A 23,009-nucleotide genomic window follows, 5' to 3' on the forward strand; every position below is an offset into this window, starting at 1 on the left:
TGACCGGCATTATCCTCGCCCTGCTCCTGCAGGGTTATCCTGCATTTTTATGATGCGCAGAGGCAGCGGACTGCCGTCGGCAGGCAGCGGGATGACCAGCCGTTGCAGGTCCTTGTGGACCGAGGGCTGCAAACGGCCGGAGGCAGTGGCAGGCCAGGTGATGCGGACGGCCGGGACGGGGACGCTGCCGGTTTCTCCGATGACTTCGACCAGAAGCGAGTTGGGTGATTCGAGGCGGAGGCGTGTCGTCTCGACGGTGCGAAGGGGGAGGTTGACGAAGGCTTCGCGCGCGGCGGGCTGGGCGTTGAGCGAGACGGAGAGCACCAGGGTGTTGTCGTCAGGCAGATCGTAAGTCCAGGCGAGGGTGGCAAAGGGAGTGTCGAGCTTGGCCCCGATATCGTAATGACGGCCTTCGACGACCGTGCGGGGGTCGAGGGAAGCGCGTTCCTTGCCGCTGTAGAAGAAAGCGCCGCCGGTATCCGTTCCGTACACACAGGAGAAGGTCAGGCTTTCGGCGGATTTTTGCGGCTGCGCGTCCTTGATGCGGACAACGGGGCCGCTTTGCGGTTTCCCGGGAGCAGTGCCAAGGAGAAAGGCGCCGGTGGCCCCGGTCCAGAGCGCATCGGGACCGCCGCCGGCGAAGCCGTTGAGCGTGCGGGTCGCTCCGGCGACATCGTAAAAGGTGGCGCCGTAGAGGCCGGAACGGTTCCACGCGAGCAGGCCGGGGAGCGTCCAGGTGCCGCCTGTCTCCTCAACGGGTATCGGAGCCGGGGATACGCGAACGGGTTGTGAGTATGTCTTGTAGATGTGCGGCACCCAGGTGCCGCCGGCGGCGTCGTAGCCGGTCGGGCCGCGGCGCAATCCGTCGCGAATGATGGCGTGCGCCCATTCATCCGTGTTGGCGATGTAGGAGAAGGTCGAGGCCATGCCGATGCCTTTGCCGGGAACAGGCGGGCGGGTGAGCCGGAAGCGGGCGAGGCCGAGCGGGAAGTCGGATTTGGCCATGATCATGCCGGGATAGCCGAGTCCGGCGATGGCGGACGTGGTCCGGCAGTTGAAGGCGGTGGGGCTGGTGATGCCGCCGGCGGGACCGGGATCGGGCAGCCAGAAGAAGCTGGAAAAACGGATGTTTTTCTCGATGCCGGCGCGGATTTTTTCGACGAGGGCGGGGTTGGCCTCGGGGAGTTCGCGGTAATAATACCACGCCGTCACCAGGCAGTAGGCGCTGAGATGGTCGTAGTTCCCGTCGGGGCCGTACTCTTCGAGAAAATAGCCGGCAGGATGCTGGCCGAACTTGTTGTCCGGACCGAAGGCGCCGTCGAAGAACGCGGTGGCGAGGCGTTCGAAGTAGCCGAGAAAGCGTTTTTCGCCCGTGCCCAGATATGTCTCGAGGTGGCCGAGAATCATGTGGCTCCACTGGTTGGACTGGTAGCCCTGGTAGTCGGCGAGCTTGTCGCCGACGGCGACGAGACCGGCGCGCCAGATGGCGCGGGCTTCGTCGTCGGGAACCAGATCGCGAAGGCCGTGCCAGGCCTGGGCGAGGGCGGGCGGGTAGATGAAGAAGGAATGGGTCATCGGGTACCGCGTCTTTTCCAGACTGCCTTCCCTGAGGATGTCGTCGCCCTGCATCGACATGAAATTGGCGAAAGCGCCGAGAGTGGCGCGGCGGATGAGGTCTTCGTTGCGGCGCGCAGCGTTGAGGGGGGAGGGGAACGTGACGGCGGCGGCGAGGGCGGCAGGCGGGAAATTGACTCCGTTGACGGGCATCCAGAAACGGGTCCAGTCGGGCGTCCCACGCGGGGGATTTTCGGTGCGGAAGGAACCGAGGAAAGGATCGGCAGGGTCGAGGTGCGCGTTCTGGAGTTTGATGGTATGGGCGAGCGTATTCGCGAAACCATACTTGCCGAACATCAGCGCCTGGAGTTGCGGGTCGGGGAGATCGGCGGGAAGGGAGCCGGGAGACGGGAAGGTGATGGAGAGCTGGCGGTCGACTTTGGGGGCGTTGGCGACCATCCAGTCGCGGGCGCGGGCCTGAAGGGGGCCGGCGGTGAGGACGCCGTGGCTCTCGACCGTGCCGCCGCGCAGCCGCAGGGCGGCGGCGGGAGTGGGGCAGAGGAGGCCGGGCGCGCCTTCCACCACGATGGCGCCGCCGAACCGGGCCGGGAGGAGAAGGCGGGTCACGGAGCCGGGCAGACCGGGAGGGAGATCGGCGAGAAAGAGCCGGCCGGCGCGTTTGAGCGGGTCGGGCTCGGGACGGGCGAGTACGGCGGCGGAGGAACCGTCGCCGTTTGTAGTCTGGAGCTCGATACCGGAAGTGTTGCCGGTTTCGATGCCGATGAGGAGTTTGACCGAGGACGGAGGGATCCAGAGCCAGGCGGGGCGGGGCAGGGTGGCGGGAATGATGCCGAGCGCCATCTCGCCGCGGACACCCCACGTGTCGGTGGGCGGAAGGCGGAGTTCGACGATGTCGCCCGCCCGACCGCCGCTGAAGGAGACGCGCCAGACGCCACCGGCACCGGCAGAGCCGGTGGGGTTTGGAGTTTGGGGTTGGGGGTTCAGGGTTGGCTTGAGCGTACGGATTTCGAGAGGGGTTGCCTGGTCGGTGAATTCCTCGACGGCGACGAGGTTGCCGGCGGGGTCGAAGACACGGGCGAGGGCAATCGGGGCGTAGGGCTCCTTGCCGGGGGAAGGGATCGTGGTCCGGCGGGCGACGACAATCTCGCCGGGCGGCTGGCTGGCCGGATATTCGGCGAGCATGCCGAAACCGCGCACGCCGCCGCCGAGGGCGTGGATGCGGGCGCGTTGCGCGAGGGGCAGGCGGCGGGCGACATCGGGCGGGACCAGCGGGTCGCTGGAGACGGCGGAGGAGGCGTCGGACTGAAGCCAGGCGGAAGAGCCGGCGTCGGAACGTTCGTTGAGGCCGGAGGCATTGACATCGGCGAGGGCGAGGCTGGTCAGCATGGCCAGCAGGATCGGGCCCGGGAGCAGGAGACGCGGGGTTGGCATGGGGGATCAGGAATCAGCGGCGGATGAGGCGGAGATCGTCGAGATAAAGAACGGTATCGGGCAAGGGTTCGGCTCCCCAGCCTCCGGCGGTGAAACGGAGCACCTTGACGGCACTCCAGGGCGCGGGGGCGCGGTTGGGTTTGAAGGTTTTGAAAGGGACGACGATCTGGCGCCAGCCGGTCCAGTCGATCGTGAGCTGATGGAGGTAATAACCTTCCTGCGCTCCCTCTTTCGGCGCACCGACAACGAGGTTGATTTTCTGGCCGTTGGCGGTCTCGGCATAAATCCAGAGGCTGAGCGCCTCCCACGCGGACCAGTCGGACGGGGTGTTGATCAGCGCGATCCATTTGTGTCGGGCGAGGTCGGTCCATTTCGCGGACTGGGCGCCTTCCTTGACCTTGTCGGGCAAGGTTTCGGCCTTGAACGGCACAAGGTCGGCGCGGGTCTGGTGCTTCCACTCGTTTTTGACCGGGTCCTCAAAACCGCTGAGCAGAAGGCTGCCGTTGTCGGAGGGAGCCGGAGCGGCGGAGAAAGCGGACGAGGCAAGGAGCGAGGCGAGGACAACGGCGATACGGGGAAATTGCATGACAGGGATGGACGGGTTGGAAAGGTGAAGGAAACCGGACAAGACGGCACTCGCATTCGGGCGAGTGCCGCGTGTTGTCCGTTGCTATCAACGCTGGCGGCGAACGCCCAGGGAGGCGAGCAGCGTGAGGCCGCCAAGGACGAGTGCGACCGTGGAGGGTTCAGGGACGGCGACGGCCGTGATCAGGAAGTCGGCGCCGCTCCATGATCCGGTGGTGGCGACGCCGTTGAAGAGGAAGTTCACGTTGTCGAGGGCAGTCCCCGCGATCGAATCGGAGGCGGTGAAGAGCGTGACCGGATTGCCATCCGTGAAATCGGTCAGGCGGATGTTGATGGTGGCGCCATCGGCGATGGTCAGATCGCCGCCCGAGATAAAGAGGGAGCCGGAGGAGTTGTTGAGGTCGATCGTGGAGCCGTCGAAGAGCGTGAGGCCGTCGGCAAACTCGAGTGTGCCGCTGGCGGCGAGCGTGCCGGACACGGAGGCAAGGCCGGTGCCGATCCTGCCCGAGCCTTCGAGGCGGGCGTTGCCGGAAATGACGAGACCGTCGGCGAAGGTGTGGTCGCCGGAACCGGTGGCGGTGACGAGGCGGAACGTGGCGGCATCGGTTCCGTTGCCGACGGTGAAAGCCTTGCCGTTGGAGACCGTGGCCTGCTTCACGGTGAAGAGGCCGCCGGTGAAGTTGATGGTTCCGGCAACGGTCTGGCTGACGAACTTGTCGACGTTGAGCGCGCCGCCGGACAAGTTGATAGTGGCGGTGCCGGTGCTCGTTTCGTCCACGTAGCCGGGAGCGAGACGCAGGGTGTGATCGCCCTGGCTGCGGGTAATGTTCATCGTGCCGCCCTTGATGTTGAGGGTGCCGGTAGTTTTGGGTCCGCTGGCGAGCGTGACCGTGCGCGCGGCAGAGGTGGTCATGGAGAAACTGCCCGCATTGAGTGTGACGGTGCCATTGCCGCTCGCGGTGCCGGCGCCAACAGTCAGGCCGGATGTCATGGTGACCGTGCCTTCGGAGAGGATCGCTCCTCCTTCGTCGATTTCACCGATGATGAGATGGCCGGTGCCGGTATTGTTGCTTGCACCGCCAATGCTGGCTCCGCCACCGCCTTCGGTGAAGGTTCCGCCATTTTTGACGCTGATGGTGTTGTCCGTTCCCCCGCGTCCGAGTTCAAATGCGCGGACCTTCAACGAACCTCCGTCAACGATGACGTGGTTTTGCGCGGACTGGCCACCGGGCCCGACGTAGGTGTAACCAAACTCGGCAACGGCATTCCGGCCGATGGTGACGGTGTTGGTCTGGCCGGCGCTTCCGGACATGTGAAGGCCGCCGCCAACACTGCCGGTGGCGCCGCCGGAAGGTTGTACCTTGACGGTGCCGTTGATGGTCGCGGTGGCGTTGCCGGTCATGACGAGGCCGCGAAAACCGTTGCCTCCGCCACCGGGCCCGGAACGGAGCAGCAGCGTGGCCCCGGTATCGACGACGAGATCGGCATTGGTCATCGTCAGCGGAGGCGTGCTGTTGCCGGAAGCGGGAGCTTCGCCGACGTCGGCGGTGAGCGTGCCTCCCTTGAGATGAAGGGTGGCGCGGGGCGCGCCGGCGACGCCAAGGGTGAGCTTGAAGACATCGGCCGTGAGCGTCGCATCGGCCTCTGTGCCGGTGCCGAAGGTCACCGTGTAGGGATCGGTGCCGCCGGTGGTGGCGGCGATGGTGACGGTGTCCTCCACGCCGGGCAGGACGGGATCGGAAGACCAGTTCGAGGCATCGCTCCACAAGCCGTCGGTAGCGGCATTCCATGAAATGTCATCGGCGTGCAAGCGTCCGGTTCCCGCCAGAAGGGAGAACGTGGCCAGCGTGAGGGCGGAGAGGCGGCGGCAATGCGATTGCAGCGAAGCCACGCCGGAAGGAGGGCAGATGGGTAGTTGCATAAGGATGGGTTTTTGTCGGGTTCATCTGAATCGTGGGATATTTTTAATGGAAATCAATGAAAATTTCATGGAAAAATATGGAATTTCAGGTAAAATCAATAAGAAGCTGTTTACTAACAAAATATGGGATTGGTATTTCCTTGGAAAATGCCACCGGGTGGCCTAAATTGAGGAGAATGGTCATATCTATGCTTGACCTTCTTTAAAATAAATACATGAAATTATATGAAAATGAAGGCTGATTCTTTTATCCCTGCTGCCAAACCCCGCCTGCGCGACGTTGCCGAGAAGGCGGACGTGTCGATCGGCACCGTGAGCCGCGTGCTCAACGGCAAGGCTGACGTCGCGGAGGATCTGGCGGAACGGGTTCTGCTGGCCGCCCGGTCGCTGGGTTATACCCGTCGTGCTCCGGCCGCACAGGCGACCGTGCAGGCGTCGAATGATGTCGCGGTGATCGGTTACCTGGTGGATTCACCCAATCTGGCCCGGGTGACCGCCGATCCGTTCCTGCAGCATTTTCTGATTGGCATCGAGGACGGGGTAAACCGCAACAACGGTCATCTGCTTTTTGCCACCTGCGGAGAGGAAGTGGCGCGCGGGGCGATTCCGGCGATGGTTGCCGAGAATCGCGTGCAGGGCGTCATTCTGAAGCCCAGCCCGACCACGTCCGACACCTGGATTCGCAAACTCAACGAGCTTGTCCCGGTCATCATGCTGATGAACAGCAGCGAGGATCGGTCGATCTTCTCTGTCATGTGCGACAACTACGCGGCGACGTACCAGATTCTTCGTTACCTGAGGGAGCTGGGGCACCGGCGGATCGCGTTTCTGTCGGTGGATGATCTGGGACAAGCGCCGTCCGTTCTGCACTTCGAGCGGATGGATGCATATCGGAAATATGCCGGTTCCCTCGGCTGCGTGGAAGACCCGGCGTATATCCAGGTTCCGACGCGTGATCACGGACGGGAGACTTTGTCGGAGGTGATCGAGAAGGGGTTGAAAAATCTCCTGGCCCTCGGGAAGGGCGAGCGCCCGACCGCCGTGGTCTGCGCAACGGATACGTACGCTTTCGCCCTGCTGGCTCTGGCCGGCCGCTATGGCATCGAGGTGCCGCGCGATCTGAGCGTGGTCGGCTACATGAACATCGACACCTGCGAGCACTCGGTGCCGCCGTTGACCAGCGTGTCGCTCTCGGGTGACGAGGTGGGACGGGTGGCGGTCAACCTTCTTTACGAGCGCCTGCAGAATCCGTCGATGATGGTGCGCCACGTGAGCGTGGGCACGCGTCTGGTCGAGCGGCTGTCGTGCGCGCCGGCACCGGATTCCTGAGCGCAGCCAGCGCCGGTGCCGGCCGGCGATGTTGCCCCGTCTTTGCTTTCCCCGGCTCCCCCCGAAAAATTTCCCAACCTGTATCCCATGAATACCCGAAAAACATCGAGTCCCCCCCTGTCTGCGTTTACCCTGGTCGAGCTGCTGGTCGTGATTGCGATCATCGGCATTCTGGCCGGCATCATCATCCCCGTGGTGGGGCGCGTGCGTCTCAGCGCGGCGGATGCGACATGCAAGAGCAACGTGCGGCAACTGACGACGGCCTACATCCTGTTCATGAACGAGCACAAAATGCGCTCGCTGCCGGTTGCATTCGGGCCAGACACGCCGAATGAATGGCTGGCTCAATCCGAAAACCACAACCTCCCGGGCTTTTATCTCCTGCGCTACTACTACAAGCCGGGGCCGCGCTATCTCTGGACGTCCGACAACAAGGGGATACGCGAAAAAATCGAACACTGTCCCGCCGCAAAGATGACCGGACTGATTCACCCGACTCAGACAGATGCCAGTGCGTTCAACGTGGACTATGGCGTCAGGCAAATAGCCACCAATACGCCGACCAACTTCGGGCTGCGCACACAACCGACGCGTATTCCCCTCGTATGGGATCATTTCGGTTCTGACTGGAAAAACAGCGACTCGGATAAGAAGAAGACGCGTATTCCGCTGCGGCATCGAGGCAAGCGTTCCATCAACTGCGGTTTTCTGGACGGCCACGTGGCCTACGTTGACGGAGACGAGAAGGACGGACGCCTCTTCATGCAGTACTGGGCCTACGTAACCAAAGACGGAGATCCGCGGGAAAGCGACCTCCGCAATGGTACAAAGCTGGGCGTGACCGAAATGCCGGAATCCTGATCGCCCGCTTTCTTCCTTCTGCATGCCGGTTCCTCCTTCCCGGGATTCCTGCGTTCTCTTCCACCTGTCACCCCGGCCTGTCAGGCCGCAACCCTGCCCCCATGAAACCCTGCACTTTCGCCCCCTGCCTGCTCGGCGCGCTGGTATTGTCGATTCCCGGCCTTCTTCGCGCAGCCGTGTCTTACGCGGTCGATACCGACACGCTTGCCTTGTGGCGCTTCGATGAGACAGCCAACCCGCCTTCCGCCTATGCGGACGCCGGCGGCTCCCCCGCGCTGCAACTGACCGCCACCGGTATCGGCGACCTGCAAAGCGTCCCCGGGCTCCTCGGACGGGCAGTGACCGGGTTTCATCCGCAAGGCACGACGGACAATCGCCGGCTTTATCTCGACAGTTACACCCAGCCTGCCAATCCCTCCATCCAGACTTTCGAAATCTGGGTGCGGTTTGATGATGCCTCCATCCTGCCCCATGAAACGCCTTCCGGCTCGGGTTGGGCCAACCGGCAGGTGCTCTTCCGGCGCGCCGGCAGCCGGCAGCCTGTCAGCTTTTATTTTACGGACGACGACACCGGAGAAAACGCCCGGCTCTGCCTGGAGCTGAGGGATGCGGCCGGCGTATCCAGAAAACTGTTTCACGACCTGGGACGATCCATCGAGCGTGACCGCTGGTACCATGTCGCCTTCTCCATCCGTCAGGACGGTTCCGATGTGGTTGCCCGGCTTTATCTGCAGGACGAATTCGGCGGCTACGATGCGGCGTCGCCGGTCGCTGCCGGGACCTTCGCCTCGTTTACCTACGACACCGGCGTGTTTCCCGTTTCCATCGGTGAGGCCGGTCAAACGGGGATAGATCCCTTCACCGGCACGATCGATGAAGCGCGGCTCAGCAAGACCGAGCGCACGACCTTTGCCACGCATCCTGACTTCACCACCCGTTTCCCGACGGTCCACGAGGGCCGCATCCATTTCCTCGGCGGCAATACGCGCGGGCTTGGCATGCTGGCCGCCGCTCCCGCCGGAGGCCTGCGGGCGGTGTATATTGCCCGCGCGACGACGATCCCGGCGCAAGAGGCCATCAAGCCGCGTCCCGTTGCACTCGCCCAGGTGCTGGATCCCTCGGGTCGGGTCGTTTCGCATGCCGACCTGACGGACAGCCCGGGCGGGAGCAGCAGCGTGGTGCTGTCCATTCCGGAAGGCGATGCCGGCGTCTACACGGTGAGCGTCATCGGAGGGCGTTCCAACGATGTTTTTGCCATCGGTCTTCCCGATACGGTGCAAGCCTGGGGCGTCCGGGGTGAGCTGTCGCTCGGCTTTCCCGCCACGCCTGCGGCACAGGATTATTACCTCTACCTGCCCCGTACCTGGACCTCGTTCAAAATGTATGTCTACGGCGGGACGACTTCGTCGGAAATCGGGCTGTATGCCGGCCCGGCGTATTCCGATCCCGTCGGCAGTATCGGAGGAGGCAGCAGCACGGATGTCTGGAATGCCTCGCTTTCCCGCTACGAACTCACGGTCTCTTCCGCACTGGTCCCGCCTTCCACGCCCTCCCAGCCCGGCGTCATCCGTCTTCACATCCCCGCCGGTTTCAACCGGACTCTTGTTTTCGATGGCATCCCCGGCTTGCTCTGCCCCGATGCCGCCAGCGCCATCCAGCTTGCGGGTGGAACCCGCGAAGCCGCTGGCGGCATCCTCACGGCAGGGCCGATCCAGCAGCGGGCCCGTGACTGGATGTGGGCGGATTATCAGGCGAACAACGATTATTCCGTCGCGCTCACATTCCCTGCTTCCGTGCCCGCCACGCTGGCGGATGCCATGCGGGAAGCGCTGCCGTACGGGCAGTACGGCTTTCTGAGCGGTTTGCAGTCCGGCATAGCCAACCAGGTGGTGAGTGATCCGGAGAACCCTTTCTTCGGAGCCAACGTGGCTGCCGGCAGCTCTCCTCCGTCGTGGGAGACTTTCCACTACGGCAGCCTGCTTTCGACCTTCGACTCATTGCCGCTGGCGGCAGCGTGGTCCGTGCCTGTTTCCGCCAATCCGGCTTACGGGAACGCCAACCTCCTCCGGAGATCGATCCTCTACGCCTTCTATCATCTCGCGTCGATGGACAGCGCGCACCTGCTTCGGGAAGGAAGCATGGACTCGCAGAGTTATCCGGTCACCCATGCCTTCTTCGCCTATTACGCGCTGGCCCAGGCCTGTTATCTTCTCCAGGGAGCCCTGCCTCCCGAGGCCGGTGCCATCTGGAAGGACGGTCTTGTCGCGCTCGGCAGCAAACAGGCGGATTTTCAGGGCTTCCAGTCCAACCAGTGGGGACACGTGATGCTGGGCCATCTCTATACTTGGCTCGCCACCGGCGAACCACGGTTCCTCCGCTGGTTCGAACAACAAATGACCGTTTACGTCGAGGGGGGCTACGGCACGAACAGCAAATTCGGCCAGCACCCCGCCGGGTATTTTCTGGAGGAATACGGGCCCGACGGAAACTACGATTCGATGAATTTTTACGTATTGGTGGAGGCTTACGACCGGTACCGGGAGCTTCCCGGGCACGATGAGGCGCTCGTCGAGACGATGAGGGCGGCCATCGAGGATAACCTGACGTTCAAGTCCTTTTTCTGGCTGCCCCAGCCCGATGGACGGGTCGTCGGCCCGACCGCCATGAACTGCCGGGTGGCTTCCATCAGTCTGGCCGCGATCAGCTATCCCGGCATCAGCATGGCGCGCTTCGAGTTTCCGCTCGCCCTCACCCGGCACAATCTGTCGATCCCGCCGGCCACGTGGCCGGGTCAGGTGGCTCACCAGATCACCAACGACACATGGGCCGTCCAGTTTCTGAACTGGGCGCTTGCGCCCTCCCGGCGGGATAACTGGTTCACCGGCCTGAACAACCCGGCTGGCACCTGGGGGGCGGCGCTCGATCATGCTTACCGGCTCCCGCAAACCGCGGTTTCGGCGGCCCTGCCTTGCGAAAGCGCCGTCAACCGGACCTGGAGCAATCTTCCCGGTCTGATGGCCTGGAAACAGGATGGCCTGTATGGTGTGGTGTTTCACTCCGTTGCCGGAGGGAAGGCCACGGTCGCCGGCAAATTGGGAGGAGGGCCAACATGTGTGTGGTCGCCCGAAACGGGCGCCATCATTTCCTCTTCGCAGAACAGCCAGTCTCCGCCCGGAGCCATCACCCAGGAGGCTCATTTTGCGCATTCCTCGGTTTTTTGGGAAAACGGAGGCAGCCTCTATTCTTCGGGGCGGAAAAACAACGCGACGGGTCAATGGCTGGTTCCCGACCTCCTTTATGAGGTCACGGAGAGCACCGATGCCGACGGGACCGATCGCACCATCACATGGACCTATGATTTCACCGTTCCGGCCAGCCCTGTGCTGACGGTCAGCGTCAGCCCCGCTCCGGCCGGCCTGAAACTCAATCTTCCCGTTTACAGCACGACCGCCGACAACATCAGCGAAGTGCTGGACGCCAGTCAGCCGGGCTCCTTCACGTTCATCGCCGGCGGCAAGACGTTCGCTCTCGACTGGGATTCCGGCGCCGCTGCGTCTCTGGAGTCATCGGACCTGACGACGATCCGGCGTCTCGTCATTCCGATGACCGCTTCGCCGCTGCAACTCACCATGAGCCTGTACCAGAGCGCCTTGCAGGGAGACAGGTATCGGGATAATGGTTACGGAACCGGGAGGCCCGTTTCAGGAAAATGTCCCGGATTGCTGACGGAAGACCAAACCGGGCTTGGCTTCCGGTGAGCCGGGACCTATACTTTGCCCATGAATCCATCGAACGAAAAAACCGGAATCGTGTGGCACCAGGTCGGTTCGTTCGAACCGCACGAGGCGAAGCGGATTCTGGAGGCGCTGGAGAAAGCCGGAGTACCGTTCGAGATCGAGCATGACGACTCTGCACTGGAGCGGCCGCTGCGGACGATCGAACTGGCCCTGGCGATGAGCCCCGAAGGTGCGAAACTGGCGATCTTCGTACCGGAAAAAGACGTCGGCGACGTGCAGGCGCTGGTGCGGACGCTGTTTCCCGTGTGAAAAAACAAAAGACCCGGCTGGCGAAATGGATCGCGCCGGGTCGGAAAGAGCGGAAACGCAACGTTTGCGCACCGCTCCACAGGAAGAACGGGCAGCCTATTTCAGCAACTCGCCCAGTTTCGCGTCGATCGCATCGGCCCAGATCCTGTAGCCGGGGGCGCTCAGGTGCAGGAAATCGGGCATGATCGCCTTGCTGATCGTGCCGTCGGGCTGCACGAATTTCTGGCCGATCGGCAGGAAAAACACCCGCCGCCCGTCGTCGAGTTTCTCAATGATCGCGTTGATCGCGGCGATCTTGGCGCGGCGGTCGTTGTCGGGTTTTTCGCCGCGCGGGAAGACGTCGAGGAGCAACACCTTCGCCTGCGGGGCGCGTTTGCCGATTTCGGCCACGATGGCGGTCACGCCCTCGGCGATCTGTTCCGCGCTGTCGCGTCCGGTATTGTTGGTGCCGATCATGAGCACCACGACCTTCGGCCTGATGCCGCCGCCGAGCGCGCCGTTTTGCAGGCGCCAGAGCACGTGTTCGGTGCGGTCGCCGCCGATGCCGAAATTGGCCGCCTTGAGGGGAGCGTAGCGCTCGGCCCACACGGCCTTGCCGTTGCCGCCCCAGCCGGCGGTGATCGAGTCGCCGAGAAACATCACGTCGGCGCCGTCCTTTTTGGCCGTGGTGACCTGGCGTTTGTGTTGTTCGACCCAGGTGTTGCGCGTCACCGGCACGACGGCCGGATTGGCCTCGACGGCGCCGGAGCCGGAGGGCTGGGCAGAGGCTGCCGCGGAGCCGATGACGAGAAGGGTGAGGAGCGGGAGGATACGCAGGGTATGCATCGCCGCTATCAAAGCATCCGTTCGTCCCGTTCGACAATGTCGAAAGTTCCGGTCCCCCGAAAAGTCCGGAACCTCCGCCGGGCGCAGGCGAAGGGCTCGACAATCTCCGCAACATCCCTCACCCCTTCGCTTTTTCCCGAACGAATCCCGTACTTTTTTCCAGAACCGAACCGCCCTATGTCCACCACCTCCGCCAACGAAAATTCGTCCGCACAACCTGCGCCGCAGCGCACCGCCCTCGTTACCGGCGCCGGCCGCGGCATCGGCAAGGCCATCGCCGAAGTCCTCGCCGCCGCGGGCCACACCGTCATCTGCGTCTCGAAATCCGCCGAAACCTGCGGCGCGGTCGCCGCGGGCATCAACGCCGCCGGTACCGGGATCGGCGGAAAAGCCGTGGCCCGCGCCGTCGATGTGGCGGACGGAGCCGCCGTCACCGCCGCCGCGGAGGCGTTTTTAAAGGAATTCGGCAAGATCGACATCCTCGTGAACAACGCGGGCATCACCCGCGACGGCCTGCTCGCCCGCATGAGCGAGGACGACTGGAACGCCGTCCTCACCACGAACCTCACGAGTTGCTTCCACTGGACGAAGGCCATCGGCTGGCCCATGTGCCGCAACCGCTGGGGCCGTATCGTCAACATCTCGTCCGTCTCCGGCCTCATGGGCAACGCCGGCCAGGCCAACTATGCCGCCGCCAAGGCCGGCATGGTCGGTTTCACCAAGTCCGTGGCCAAGGAGTTCGCCCGGCGCAACGTCACCGCCAACGTCGTCGCCCCCGGTTTCATCAAGACCGACATGACCTCCGTCCTCAACGAGGAGGTGCAGAAAGCCGCCACGTCCCTGATCCCGATGCAGCGTTTTGGCGAAGCGGCGGACATCGCTCATGCCGTGGCCTTTCTCGCTTCGGAGCAGGCGAGTTACATCACCGGCCAGGTTTTTACCGTTGACGGCGGCATGTCGATGTGACCCCATCCGCAGTTTCTAGTTTTACACACCACATGGCTGACCAAAAAACCATCGAACAACGCGTTAAGGAAATCATCGTTAATCAGCTTAACGTGAACGAAGAGCAGATTACCCCGCAGGCATCTTTCCTGGATGACCTCGGAGCGGACTCTCTCGACACGGTCGAGCTGATCATGGCCTTCGAAGAGGAATTCAAGGACGAGATCAAGGGAGAGATCCCCGAATCCGATGCCGAGAAGCTCCGCACCGTCGGCCAGGTGGTTGACTACATCAACGGCAAGGCTGCGCAGGCCTGAGCCGTTCGTCTTCTCTCCCGTTTCCCGCGCGCTCCGCTTTTCCCGGCGGGGCGCTTTTTTTTGGAGCGGCGGCATTCCTGCCGCTGCCCGTTCGACAGGCTCAGGGCTCCGAGCCCGTCGAGGGGCAGACGACGCGAAGCGTCGCCGGTCCGGGATTTCGTGGCTTGCTTCGGCAAGGGGCGAGGCGCGTCGCGCCTCGTCTGCGGCGGGATCGGCAGAAAAATGCCGCCGCTCCGGGAAAACCACTCTGAAAACACACTTGCGGGAACGGACGCGATACACACCGTTTCCCCCTTCACTCCCCATATGTCCACGCAGGAATTCTACATTCGCCAGCCATCGGAAGAGGAGGCCCGCGGGCCTTACACCCTCGAACAAATGACCTCCCTCGCCGAGAACGGCGAAGTCACCCGCGAGACGCTCTACTACGAGGCGGCCACCGAGCAATGGGTGGCCACGGGCGACAATCCGGACCTGGCGGAGATTCTCTATCCTTCCAAAAAGGTGCTCCGCGTCAAAAAGAAGGAAAAGATCCAGAGCCTCAACGAGGCGGATCTCACGACCAAGCCCATCACGGTGCAGCAGATGCTGGCCGCGGCCGAGGGGCGCGTCGAGGAGGGCGCGTCCACGCTGCCGCCGCCCGAAGTGGCCCAGGCTCGCGCCACCATGATCGGCCGCATCGGCGCCATCGCCATGCTCGTCGTCACGGCCATCGGGTTTACCGCTTACTCGGGCGGAGCCCTGCTCAAGGGCGACTTCGCGGCGCTCGGCACGAAACCGCTCGGCTATTTCGCCGCCGCCGACCTGATCCTCGCCATCCTGCTCGCCTGCCGCCTCAACTTCGCGCACGGCCTCACCCGGCTGCGGGCGGCGCTTTTTGTCGGCTTTATCGGGTTCTTCTATTTCGCGACCCTCGGCACGGCGGGCATCCCGGCCATCGCCCTGGGAACGCTTTCCGCCCTCGCCCTGATTGTCGCGGTCTCGTGGCAACATATCCTGGGCGTGCTCGTGACCGGCGTGGCCGGTCTCGTCGTCACGATCATTTTTGTGATCCGGATCTTCCACTGATGTCCGGCTGTCCGGCCGGCCCGACCAAAACACCATGTCCGCCGCCACGCTCATCCATCGTTGCACGCGTATTTACCGGCACGAGATCTGGCGACCGGATTTTCTGACGGACCGTTCCCTGCGCGGGCGCATCTACGCCGTCCTGCGCGTGGTTTCGATCACCGTTACCGGCATCGTCGAGACCAAGGCTTTCAGCCGCGCCGCGGCACTGAGTTTTTCCTCCATGCTCGGCCTCGGCCCGCTCGTGGCCATCGCCATGCTGGTGGCCGGCTTCGTGCTCGACCGGCAGGATCCGCATCTGGCGGTCAACACCCTCAACCGCATCATCAGGTTCATCGCCCCGCAGGTGACCCAGTACGAGCAACTGGAGGACGGGTTTGACATGGAGGATGCCGACGAGGCCGTCATCGATCGGCCGGTGCGCAGCGATATCGTCAGCGCGGCCACGCTGCACCTGCGGCCCCGCGGGGTGGCGCAGCAGGCCCGCGCCAGCCAGGCGGCGGCCACGCCGGCGGTACGGGGACCGGATTCCGCCGCCGAAGGAGCGGGGACCGAACCGGCCGATGCGACGGGTGACACGTCCGCCGACGCCGCTGCCGGCGAAGGCCAGGTGGAGGTCAACCCGGAACTGGTGAAGCTGATCGACGGTTTTATCGATGGCTCGAAATCGAGCACGGCGGGCGTCGTCGGCGTGGTCACGCTGATCGTGATCGTATTACAGCTCTTCACGACGGTGGAGAATGTGTTCAATGAAATCTGGGGCGTGCGGCGGGGGCGGAGCTGGACGATGCGCATCGTCTATTACTGGACGGTGCTGACGCTCGGCGCGGTGCTTTTTTTCGCCACGGTGACGGCGCTTTCGGCCGGCGCGTACCTCAACTTTTTCAAGAAAAACATGCCTTTCGGCCTGGGCGAGACGATCGCCCCGCTGCTGAGCTGGATGCTGCCCTCGCTGTCGATCGTGATGCTGGTGGCGGTGCTGACGCTTTTCTACAAGTTTATCCCCAACACGCGTGTGCTCTGGCGCGGTGCGGCGATCGGAGCGGCGGTCGTGGCCGCGCTGGTCGTGGCGAACAACTACCTCGCCTTTCTCTATCTCTCGAAAGTGGTGCAGCAGCGCAGCTTTTTCGGGTCGCTGGGCATTCTGCCGATCCTGATGTTCGGGCTGTATATCTTCTGGCTGTTCATCCTGCTTGGCGGGCAGGTCAGCTACGCGGTGCAGAACGTGCATTTCCGCAACAGCCAGGCGGCCTGGAACACGCTGGCCGAATCGATGCGCGAGCGGCTTTCGCTGACGGTGCTCCTGCGCATCGGGCGACGTTTCCGCGACTGCCTGCCGCCTTGCACCGCATCGGACCTGGGCGCGCAACTGGGCGTGCCGACGCAGGTGCTCAACGAGTGCCTCAACCGGCTCGTGCAGATGGCGCTGCTTTCGCCGGTGCCGCCGTCCGATGAGGGCGCCGACACGGAGCTGCGCTACCAGCCGGCGCGTCCGCTCAACCGGATGACGCTGGCCGATTTCAAGCAACTGGACGACGACCACGGCGGCGACCCGACCGGCCCGGCGCTGGTCGATGCCGACCCGATCGTGCAACGCTACGACCAGGAACTGAAGGCGCAGCGGCAGCTGGAATTTTTTACGAAAACGATCGACGAGCTCATCGCCGAAAGCCCGATGCCCGCCGCCCGCGGGTGATCCGCCGCGACGAGGCCCTTATGCAGGGGCGCACTTCACAGTAAAGTGCGCCCTACGTAAAACCAAGGATCGTCGGTATGGCGTAATCCGGAGCTACACGGCGGGGGCGGCCGCGAGACCGGCGGGAGTCTTGTCCGGGACGAGCGTCGAGGTCAGCGGATAACGGAAGGTGTGGCCCTCGTAGTTGCGGAAGACCACTTCGTCGTCGGTGATTTTTTCGATGTAGTCGGGATTCATCGGCACCTTGCCGCCGCCGCCGGGAGCGTCGATCACGTATTGGGGAATCGCATACCCGGTCGTGTGCCCGCGCAGGCTTTTTATGATTTCCAGACCGCGGCGGACATCGACCTTGAAGTGCGATCCGCCCGTGATGAGGTCCATCTGGTAAAGATAATAGGGCCGCACGCGCATGCGAAGCAGGCGATGGACGAGCGCCTTCATCACGTCGGGGTCGTCGTTGACACCGCGCAGGAGCACGCTCTGGTTGCCGAGGGGGACGCCGGCGAAGGAAAGGCGTTCGCAGGCATCGCGCAGCTCGGCGGTGCATTCGCGCGGATGATTGACGTGGATGCTCATCCAGATCGGACCGTGCTTTTTGAACACCTCGCACAGTTCGGGCGTGATGCGTTGCGGCATGAACACCGGGATGCGCGAGCCGATGCGAATGAACTCGACATGCGGGATGGCGCGGAGCCGGCCCAGCAGGTGGTCGAGCTTGCGGTCGGCGAGGAGCAGCGGGTCGCCGCCGGAGAGAAGCACGTCGCGCACCTCGGGGTGCGATTCGATGTAGCGCAGGCCCTGTTCGTATTCGGGATGGAAATTGTAGTCCTGCGCGTTGGAAACGAGGCGGCTGCGCGTGCAGTAACGGCAGTAGCTGGCGCAGCGGTCGGTGACGAGAAACAGCACCCGGTCCGGGTAACGGTGCACGAGGCCGGGGACGGGGGAGTGTTCGTCTTCACCGAGCGAGTCGAGCATCTCCTCGGCGTGGAGCTGGCTCTCGCCGGCGCGCGGGATGACCTGCAGGCGGAGCGGGTCGGCGGGGTCGTCGCGATCGATGAGGTTGAAAAAATACGGCGTGATCGCGAGCGAGAGCTTGTTGCTGGCGAAGAGGACGCCGGCGCGCTCGTCGGGCGTGAGCGTCATGTAGCGTTCGAGTTCCTCCAGCCGGGTGATGCGGTTGCGGAGCTGCCAGGTCCAGGATTTCCAGTCGGATGCCGGGATGTGTTGCCAGAGTCCCTGGCCATCAAACCAGGCGGAGCGGTCTTCGGTGTAGGCCATCGGTGGGTCGTCGGATCAGCGGAATGGAGGCGGAATGGAATGAAAACGGATGCCGGAAACCTGGCCGGTGCGCGAACGGTGTCAAACGGCGGGTGCGGTTGGGGGAGGGACGCGCCTGCGGAGCGGCGCCCGGGCAGCGCCGCCTGTGACCACGCGCCCCGCGAGTCGCCGCGGCATCTTACTCGCTGGCCCGGATGCCGATGCGGATGCGCGAGCTCCAGAACCAGCGCTGCAGTCCGGAGCCGAGTTCGCGGATGGCGACTTCGTGCAGATGGTCCGCGAGCCGGTCGATCTCGGCGACACGCTTTTTGCGCAACGACTGCACCGAACCCTGGCTCAGGAGCAGACCGACGAGTCGGTCGGCGTTGCCTTCATCGGTGTGCTGCACCGTGCATTCGCGCACCCAGGCAAAGGCGCCGCTCTCCTGCATGCGGCCGAGGTGCCCGGCTTTGTCCCACCGGTGCAGACCGTCGTTGATACCGTGCGGGCCTTCGAGCCGGCCGACGGCTTTGACCGTCTCCGTATAGGTCTTGTCCGCCACCCACGAGGTCGTGACCGGAGGCCAGTCGTAATCGAACGCGGCGAAGACGCCGCCCGGTTTCAGGATGCGCGCCACTTCGCGAAACGTCGGCAGCGGGTCCATCCAGTGCAGCGCCTGCGAGCAGGTGACGATGTCCGCGCAGGCGTCCGGCAGGCCGGTGGCGTGCGAAAACCCCTTCCGGTAGACGATGCCTTCGCCGCCGTGGGACTCGGCTTGGGTGCGCATGGCATCGGTCGGTTCGACGCCGATGATTTCGGTGGCGCGGCCGGCCCAGTAGCGGGTGGAGAGTCCGGTGCCGCAACCGATGTCCACGACGCGGGCCGGCTTCGCGGTGCCGAGGCGGGCGAGTTGGCCGAGCAGATCGGCAAGGACGGCGGGCGGCGAGGGCCGGAAGCGGTCGTAATGATCGGCGAAGCCGGTGAAACGTTCGATGTTGGCGGAAAAATCCGGCGGGCTGCTGCTCATAGGCCCGCGAGCGTTTTGCCCGCAGGCGCGGATGGAAAGGCAAAACGGAGCGGCGGCATTCCTGCCGCTGCCTTGCCGGACAGGACGCGTGCACGGTGAGCACCACGCGGGTGTGAAGATCTCACGATTTCGTACGATTTTCGCGCGTGCGGGGCGAGGTGCTGTCGCGCCTCGTCGCAGCGGCAGGAATGCCGCCGCTCCCGTTTACAGCCGTTGCAGGTGGAAACCGCCGTCGACGTCGAAGACGGCGCCGGTCGAGAACGGGAAACGGTCCTCGGCGATGGCGCGGACGGCGCGGCCGATGTCCTCGGGCGTGCCCCAGCGACGGATCGGGGTGATGCCGTCCTCGAGGATGAGCTTGTCGTACTTTTCTTTCACCGCGCCGGTCATGTCGGTGGCGATGATGCCGGGGCGCACTTCGTAGACGTTGATGCCGTCGTTGGCCAGACGGTCGGCGAAGAGCTTGGTCATCATGGCGAGGCCGGCCTTGACGATGCAGTAGTCGCCGCGGCTGGTGGAAGCGGTGTAGACGGAAATGGATGTCGTGGTGACAATGCGGCCGCGGAAACCCTCGGCGTCGCGTTCCTGCGCGAGCATCTGTTTCGCCACGAGCTGGGTGAGGAAGTAGGGGCCCTTGAGGTTGATCGAATAGAGGCGGTCGAAGCTCTCTTCGCCGGCTTCGAGGATATCGGCGCGGACTTTGGGGGCGACGCCGGCGTTGTTCACCAGCAGGTCGATACGGCCAAACTGTCCGACGGTTTCGGCCACGAGCCGCTCGCGATCGGCGGCGACGGAGACGTCGCCCTGCACGGTGAAACCGTCGCTGCCGAGGGCGCGGATTTGCGCGAGCGTGTCGTGGGCGGCCTCGGCGTTGCCGGCGTAGTTGACGGCGATGCGGTAGCCGGCCTTGGCGAGTTCGAGAGCGATGCCGCGGCCGATGCCGCGCGAGGCGCCGGTGACGAGCGCGTACCGGACGGCGGGTGAGGAGGGCTTGGAGGAAGAAGACATGGGTGGTTCGTAAAAGGAACCCGGCGGCCGAACTCAACCGCAATACCCCGTGCGAACGCGGCGGGATCGGCTTTGTGCTGATGTCGCGGATGAGGCGTGGTGATCGCCGGCGTGTCCCTTCAGGGAGGATCTGAAAATCCATTTCTGAACAGAAGGAAACAAAGGCAACGAAGGTAAAACAAAGAAGAGTCCGGGCAAGAAGTTATTGATTTTAACAAGGTTAAAAAACAAGTGGCAAGTGTCCTTGGTTGTCCTTCGTTGCCTTCTGTTCAGTTTTTGGAAGTTCCCTTCAGTTACTTTTTCTTCACGGCCGGCACGGCGAACGTGATCGTGTAGCGGCCGGCGGCCAGGGCGATGGCCGGGCGGCCGTCGACCGGATCGGCGGCGCTGGCGCCGGGATGTTGCTTCCACGGCTTGCCGTCGATCTGCACGGTGTCGAGCCCGGCGCCGGCGGGCAGCGGCGGGAGCGCGGTGGCGCGGGTATTGGCGGGGATTTCCACTTCCCAGCGCAGCGTCCTGCCGCCGGCGGTGCGCTTCCAGGCGGAGGCGATGCGGCCCCACGGCGATTCGAGCGTGGCCGCGGCGTGCGCGAGCCGGTCGTCGAGGTGCGGTTGCAGGCGGAACTCGCGGTAGGCCGCGACTCCGGGATCGGGCGCGATGCCGGCGACCGTCGAGTAGAGCCATTCGCCGATCGCGCCGTAGGCGTAGTGGTTGAACGAATTCATGCCGACCTCGCCGAAACCCTTGTCGGGCGTCCAGCTGTTCCAGCGCTCCCACATCGTGGTCGCGCCGTTTTTCACGGTGAACAGCCACGACGGATACGCCTCGTTGAAGAGCAGCGTGTAGGCGAGGTCGGTGCGGCCCACGGCGGAGAGCACCGGGCCGAGCAACGGCGTGCCGACGAAGCCGGTGGAGAGGCGGTCGCCGCGACGGGCAAAGCAACGCTCCAGATGGGCGATGGCGCGCGGGCGGAGTCTGGCCGGGAGCAGGTCGAAGGCGAGGGCGAGCAGATAGGCCGTCTGCGCGTCGCCGGCGAGGCGGCCGTCGGCGGTCACGTAGGCGCGGTTGAAGGCGCGGACGATCTTCGCGTGCTTCGCGTCGAAGCGGCGGGCGTCGGCGGTCTTTTGGAGAATACGGGCGATGCGCGCCATGAGCGCGGTGGTGTGCGCGAAATAGGCGGTGCCGATGAGGTCGCAGGGCGTGGCGGCCCAGGAACATTCGGTGGCGTCGGGCGCGAGCCAGTCCCCGTAGGCGGTGTCGGGGCGGAGGAGGCCGTCGGAGGTCTTTTCCTGGTAGCCGATCCAGCGCGCCATGGCGGGGTAGTTTTCCTCGAGGATGCGGGTGTCACCGAAATGCCGGTACATGACCCACGGGCAGATGACGCCGGCGTCGGCCCAGGCGGCGTTGCCGTTCTTGCGGCCCGGATACATGGAGGCGAGCACGTCGGGGGCGACGTCGGGGTAGGCGCCTTCGGCATCCTGGTCGTCGGCGAGGTCGCGCGTCCATTTGCGGAAGAAAGAGGCGACGTCGTAGTTGAAGGCGGCGGTGGGGGCGAAGACCTGCGCGTCGCCGGTCCAGCCGAGGCGTTCGTCGCGCTGCGGACAGTCGGTGGGCACGTCGAGGAAGTTGCCGCGCTGGCCCCAGCGGATGTTTTCCTGGAGGCGGTTGACGAGCGGGTGCGAGCAGGTGAAGTCGCCGGTGCGCGGCATGTCGCTGTGGAGGACCAGGCCAGTGACGGTGTCGGGCGGCGGGAGCTTTTTCTTCCGGTCCCCCCGGCCGCCGCGCCCGCCGCCGCTGCCGGGCAGGCCGGTGATCTCGACGTAGCGGAAACCGTGGAAGGTGAATTTGGGAGTCCAGGTTTCGATGCCGGGGCCGCCGCGGGCGATCCAGGTGTCGGTGGCGCGGGCGGAGCGGAGGTTTTCCGTGTAGACGGTGCCGTCGGCCTGGAGCATTTCGGCGTAGCGGATCGTCAGTTTGGTGCCGCGCGGGGCGCGTATCCGCAGGCGGATGACGCCGACCATGTTTTGCCCGAGATCGAAGGTGTGGCGGCCGGGCGCGGGCTCGGTGACGGCGAGCGCGGGCAATTCCTCGATGACGCGGATGGGCGGCGTGGCCTTGGCGTTGAGGAGGACGGGAGCGAGGCGCGGCGTGGCGACGGGCGTCCAGCCGCGGGCAAAGTGGCCGGGGCGGGCGGGCTCGCTCCAGCCGGCGAGTTCGCGGCGGGCGTCATGGCTCTCGCCGTGATAGAGATCGGAAAACAGGAGGGGCCCGGTGGTGGCGCGCCAGGTCTCGTCGGAGACGATCCACCCGACGGAGCCGTCGGCGTGCACGATGCGGAGGGCGGCGAGCAGGGCGGGTTCGGCGCCGTAGTGGTGGCGGTGTTTCGGGGCCTGCGTCCAGCCGAGGTTGCCGGCATACCAGCCGTCGCCGAGAATGGCGCCGAGGGCGTTGTCGCCGGCGCGGAGAGCGGCGGTGACGTCATAGGCGAGGTACTCGATGCGCTTGTTGTAGTCGGTCCAGCCGGGAGCGAGGACATCGCGGCCGATGCGCTGGCCGTTGAGATGCGGTTCGAAAAGGCCGCGGGCGGTGATGTAGAGACGCGCGGAGCGCGGGGCCGCGTCGAGGGTGAAGGTTTTCCGGAGGAAGGGGCAGGGGAGCAGTTCGTCGCCGGAGGGGGCGGGGCGGTCGAGGCTGATCCAGCGGGCGCCTTGCCACGCGGCTTCGTCGGTGGAGAGGAAACCGGTCTCGAACCACGGCGTGCCGGCGGCCGGGTTCAGGGTGACCGGCTGGCCAAGGTGATCATGGACGGTGACGCGCCAGACGTAGCGGGTGTGCGGAGCGAGGGCGGGACCGGCCCAGGGGACGAGGTGGGAGTCGGCGGACTTGACGAGGCCGGAGTCCCACACGAGAGCGCTGGCGTCGAAATTCGCGGTGCCGCCGCTTGCGTCGGCGGCGACGGCGACCTGGAGCCGGTACGCGGTCTGACGGGCGCCGGTGCGGGAGTCGGCGAGTTTCCAGGAAAAGCGCGGGGCGGCCTCGTCGAGGCCCAGCGGGTTGGGCAAAAACTCGCAGCGAAAATCGGCGAGTCGGGGAGCGGATGCGGAGCGGGCGGACATGG

The 23,009-nt window shown here is 64.7% G+C and carries 16 protein-coding genes; 8 read left to right on the forward strand and 8 right to left on the reverse strand.

From position 1 onward, the window contains the following. Positions 1-9 precede the first annotated feature (9 nt). The 3 genes from OPIT5_16060 to OPIT5_16070 all read right to left on the reverse strand — a co-directional run bounded on the left by OPIT5_16060 (position 10) and on the right by OPIT5_16070 (position 5,512). On the reverse strand, positions 10-3,006 hold the full coding sequence (locus OPIT5_16060; GenBank protein AHF91511.1) for a hypothetical protein: 2,997 nt from the start codon (positions 3,004-3,006) through the stop codon (positions 10-12). 13 nt (positions 3,007-3,019) lie between these two features. Beyond that, positions 3,020-3,592: a sugar-binding protein gene (locus OPIT5_16065; GenBank protein ID AHF91512.1), complete on the reverse strand. Its 573-nt coding sequence runs from the start codon at positions 3,590-3,592 to the stop codon at positions 3,020-3,022. A gap of 87 nt (positions 3,593-3,679) precedes the next feature. Further along, positions 3,680-5,512, reverse strand: a complete 1,833-nt coding sequence (locus tag OPIT5_16070; GenBank protein AHF91513.1) for an anchor protein — start codon at positions 5,510-5,512, stop codon at positions 3,680-3,682. A gap of 225 nt (positions 5,513-5,737) precedes the next feature. Between OPIT5_16070 and OPIT5_16075 the strand changes: the two genes are divergently transcribed. The 4 genes from OPIT5_16075 to OPIT5_16090 all read left to right on the forward strand — a co-directional run bounded on the left by OPIT5_16075 (position 5,738) and on the right by OPIT5_16090 (position 11,748). Next, positions 5,738-6,841, forward strand: coding sequence for a LacI family transcriptional regulator (locus tag OPIT5_16075; protein AHF91514.1), 1,104 nt, complete (start codon positions 5,738-5,740; stop codon positions 6,839-6,841). Between the two features lie 87 nt (positions 6,842-6,928). Next, on the forward strand, positions 6,929-7,702 hold the full coding sequence (locus tag OPIT5_16080; protein ID AHF91515.1) for an N-terminal cleavage protein: 774 nt from the start codon (positions 6,929-6,931) through the stop codon (positions 7,700-7,702). 101 nt (positions 7,703-7,803) lie between these two features. Beyond that, positions 7,804-11,460, forward strand: a complete 3,657-nt coding sequence (locus tag OPIT5_16085; GenBank protein ID AHF94441.1) for a hypothetical protein — start codon at positions 7,804-7,806, stop codon at positions 11,458-11,460. A gap of 21 nt (positions 11,461-11,481) precedes the next feature. Beyond that, positions 11,482-11,748: a hypothetical protein gene (locus OPIT5_16090; protein ID AHF91516.1), complete on the forward strand. Its 267-nt coding sequence runs from the start codon at positions 11,482-11,484 to the stop codon at positions 11,746-11,748. Between the two features lie 96 nt (positions 11,749-11,844). Here the strand turns inward: OPIT5_16090 and OPIT5_16095 are convergent, their stop codons facing one another. Then, positions 11,845-12,390, reverse strand: coding sequence for a GDSL family lipase (locus tag OPIT5_16095; GenBank protein ID AHF91517.1), 546 nt, complete (start codon positions 12,388-12,390; stop codon positions 11,845-11,847). 360 nt (positions 12,391-12,750) lie between these two features. On the opposite strand from OPIT5_16095, the gene OPIT5_16100 reads away from it, so the two are divergent. The 4 genes from OPIT5_16100 to OPIT5_16115 all read left to right on the forward strand — a co-directional run bounded on the left by OPIT5_16100 (position 12,751) and on the right by OPIT5_16115 (position 16,599). Further along, entirely contained in the window at positions 12,751-13,539 is a 789-nt protein-coding gene (locus OPIT5_16100) for a 3-ketoacyl-ACP reductase (protein ID AHF91518.1), read from the forward strand. Between the two features lie 32 nt (positions 13,540-13,571). Then, complete coding sequence (gene acpP / locus OPIT5_16105; GenBank protein ID AHF91519.1) at positions 13,572-13,835, forward strand: acyl carrier protein; 264 nt, start codon at positions 13,572-13,574, stop codon at positions 13,833-13,835. A gap of 222 nt (positions 13,836-14,057) precedes the next feature. Next, the gene (locus OPIT5_16110) at positions 14,058-14,903 is read left to right on the forward strand and encodes a hypothetical protein (protein AHF91520.1); all 846 of its coding nucleotides are present in this window, start codon (positions 14,058-14,060) and stop codon (positions 14,901-14,903) included. 34 nt (positions 14,904-14,937) lie between these two features. After that, complete coding sequence (locus OPIT5_16115) at positions 14,938-16,599, forward strand: ribonuclease BN (GenBank protein AHF91521.1); 1,662 nt, start codon at positions 14,938-14,940, stop codon at positions 16,597-16,599. Positions 16,600-16,692: 93 nt separating this feature from the next. Here the strand turns inward: OPIT5_16115 and OPIT5_16120 are convergent, their stop codons facing one another. The 4 genes from OPIT5_16120 to OPIT5_16135 form a co-directional block, all read right to left on the reverse strand. Further along, positions 16,693-17,877 carry a lysine 2,3-aminomutase gene (locus OPIT5_16120; GenBank protein AHF91522.1) on the reverse strand — a complete coding sequence of 395 codons (1,185 nt, stop codon included), beginning with the start codon at positions 17,875-17,877 and terminating at the stop codon, positions 16,693-16,695. Between the two features lie 178 nt (positions 17,878-18,055). Continuing rightward, the gene (locus OPIT5_16125) at positions 18,056-18,883 is read right to left on the reverse strand and encodes a type 11 methyltransferase (protein ID AHF91523.1); all 828 of its coding nucleotides are present in this window, start codon (positions 18,881-18,883) and stop codon (positions 18,056-18,058) included. Between the two features lie 204 nt (positions 18,884-19,087). After that, on the reverse strand, positions 19,088-19,891 hold the full coding sequence (locus OPIT5_16130) for a 3-ketoacyl-ACP reductase (protein AHF91524.1): 804 nt from the start codon (positions 19,889-19,891) through the stop codon (positions 19,088-19,090). Positions 19,892-20,184: 293 nt separating this feature from the next. Beyond that, complete coding sequence (locus OPIT5_16135) at positions 20,185-23,007, reverse strand: alpha-L-rhamnosidase (GenBank protein AHF91525.1); 2,823 nt, start codon at positions 23,005-23,007, stop codon at positions 20,185-20,187. Positions 23,008-23,009: the final 2 nt, after the last annotated feature.

Source organism: Opitutaceae bacterium TAV5 (genome assembly GCA_000242935.3).
GTDB lineage: Bacteria > Verrucomicrobiota > Verrucomicrobiia > Opitutales > Opitutaceae > Geminisphaera.

Bases quoted from the DNA above. Each gene is read 5' to 3' on its own strand.
- OPIT5_16060 (AHF91511.1), bottom strand. From the start codon at position 3,006: ATGCCAACCCCGCGTCTCCTGCTCCCGGGCCCGATCCTGCTGGCCATG.
- OPIT5_16065 (AHF91512.1), bottom strand. From the start codon at position 3,592: ATGCAATTTCCCCGTATCGCCGTTGTCCTCGCCTCGCTCCTTGCCTCG.
- OPIT5_16070 (AHF91513.1), bottom strand. From the start codon at position 5,512: ATGCAACTACCCATCTGCCCTCCTTCCGGCGTGGCTTCGCTGCAATCG.
- OPIT5_16075 (AHF91514.1), top strand. From the start codon at position 5,738: ATGAAAATGAAGGCTGATTCTTTTATCCCTGCTGCCAAACCCCGCCTG.
- OPIT5_16080 (AHF91515.1), top strand. From the start codon at position 6,929: ATGAATACCCGAAAAACATCGAGTCCCCCCCTGTCTGCGTTTACCCTG.
- OPIT5_16085 (AHF94441.1), top strand. From the start codon at position 7,804: ATGAAACCCTGCACTTTCGCCCCCTGCCTGCTCGGCGCGCTGGTATTG.
- OPIT5_16090 (AHF91516.1), top strand. From the start codon at position 11,482: ATGAATCCATCGAACGAAAAAACCGGAATCGTGTGGCACCAGGTCGGT.
- OPIT5_16100 (AHF91518.1), top strand. From the start codon at position 12,751: ATGTCCACCACCTCCGCCAACGAAAATTCGTCCGCACAACCTGCGCCG.
- acpP (AHF91519.1), top strand. From the start codon at position 13,572: ATGGCTGACCAAAAAACCATCGAACAACGCGTTAAGGAAATCATCGTT.
- OPIT5_16110 (AHF91520.1), top strand. From the start codon at position 14,058: ATGCCGCCGCTCCGGGAAAACCACTCTGAAAACACACTTGCGGGAACG.
- OPIT5_16115 (AHF91521.1), top strand. From the start codon at position 14,938: ATGTCCGCCGCCACGCTCATCCATCGTTGCACGCGTATTTACCGGCAC.
- OPIT5_16120 (AHF91522.1), bottom strand. From the start codon at position 17,877: ATGGCCTACACCGAAGACCGCTCCGCCTGGTTTGATGGCCAGGGACTC.
- OPIT5_16125 (AHF91523.1), bottom strand. From the start codon at position 18,883: ATGAGCAGCAGCCCGCCGGATTTTTCCGCCAACATCGAACGTTTCACC.
- OPIT5_16130 (AHF91524.1), bottom strand. From the start codon at position 19,891: ATGTCTTCTTCCTCCAAGCCCTCCTCACCCGCCGTCCGGTACGCGCTC.
- OPIT5_16135 (AHF91525.1), bottom strand. From the start codon at position 23,007: ATGTCCGCCCGCTCCGCATCCGCTCCCCGACTCGCCGATTTTCGCTGC.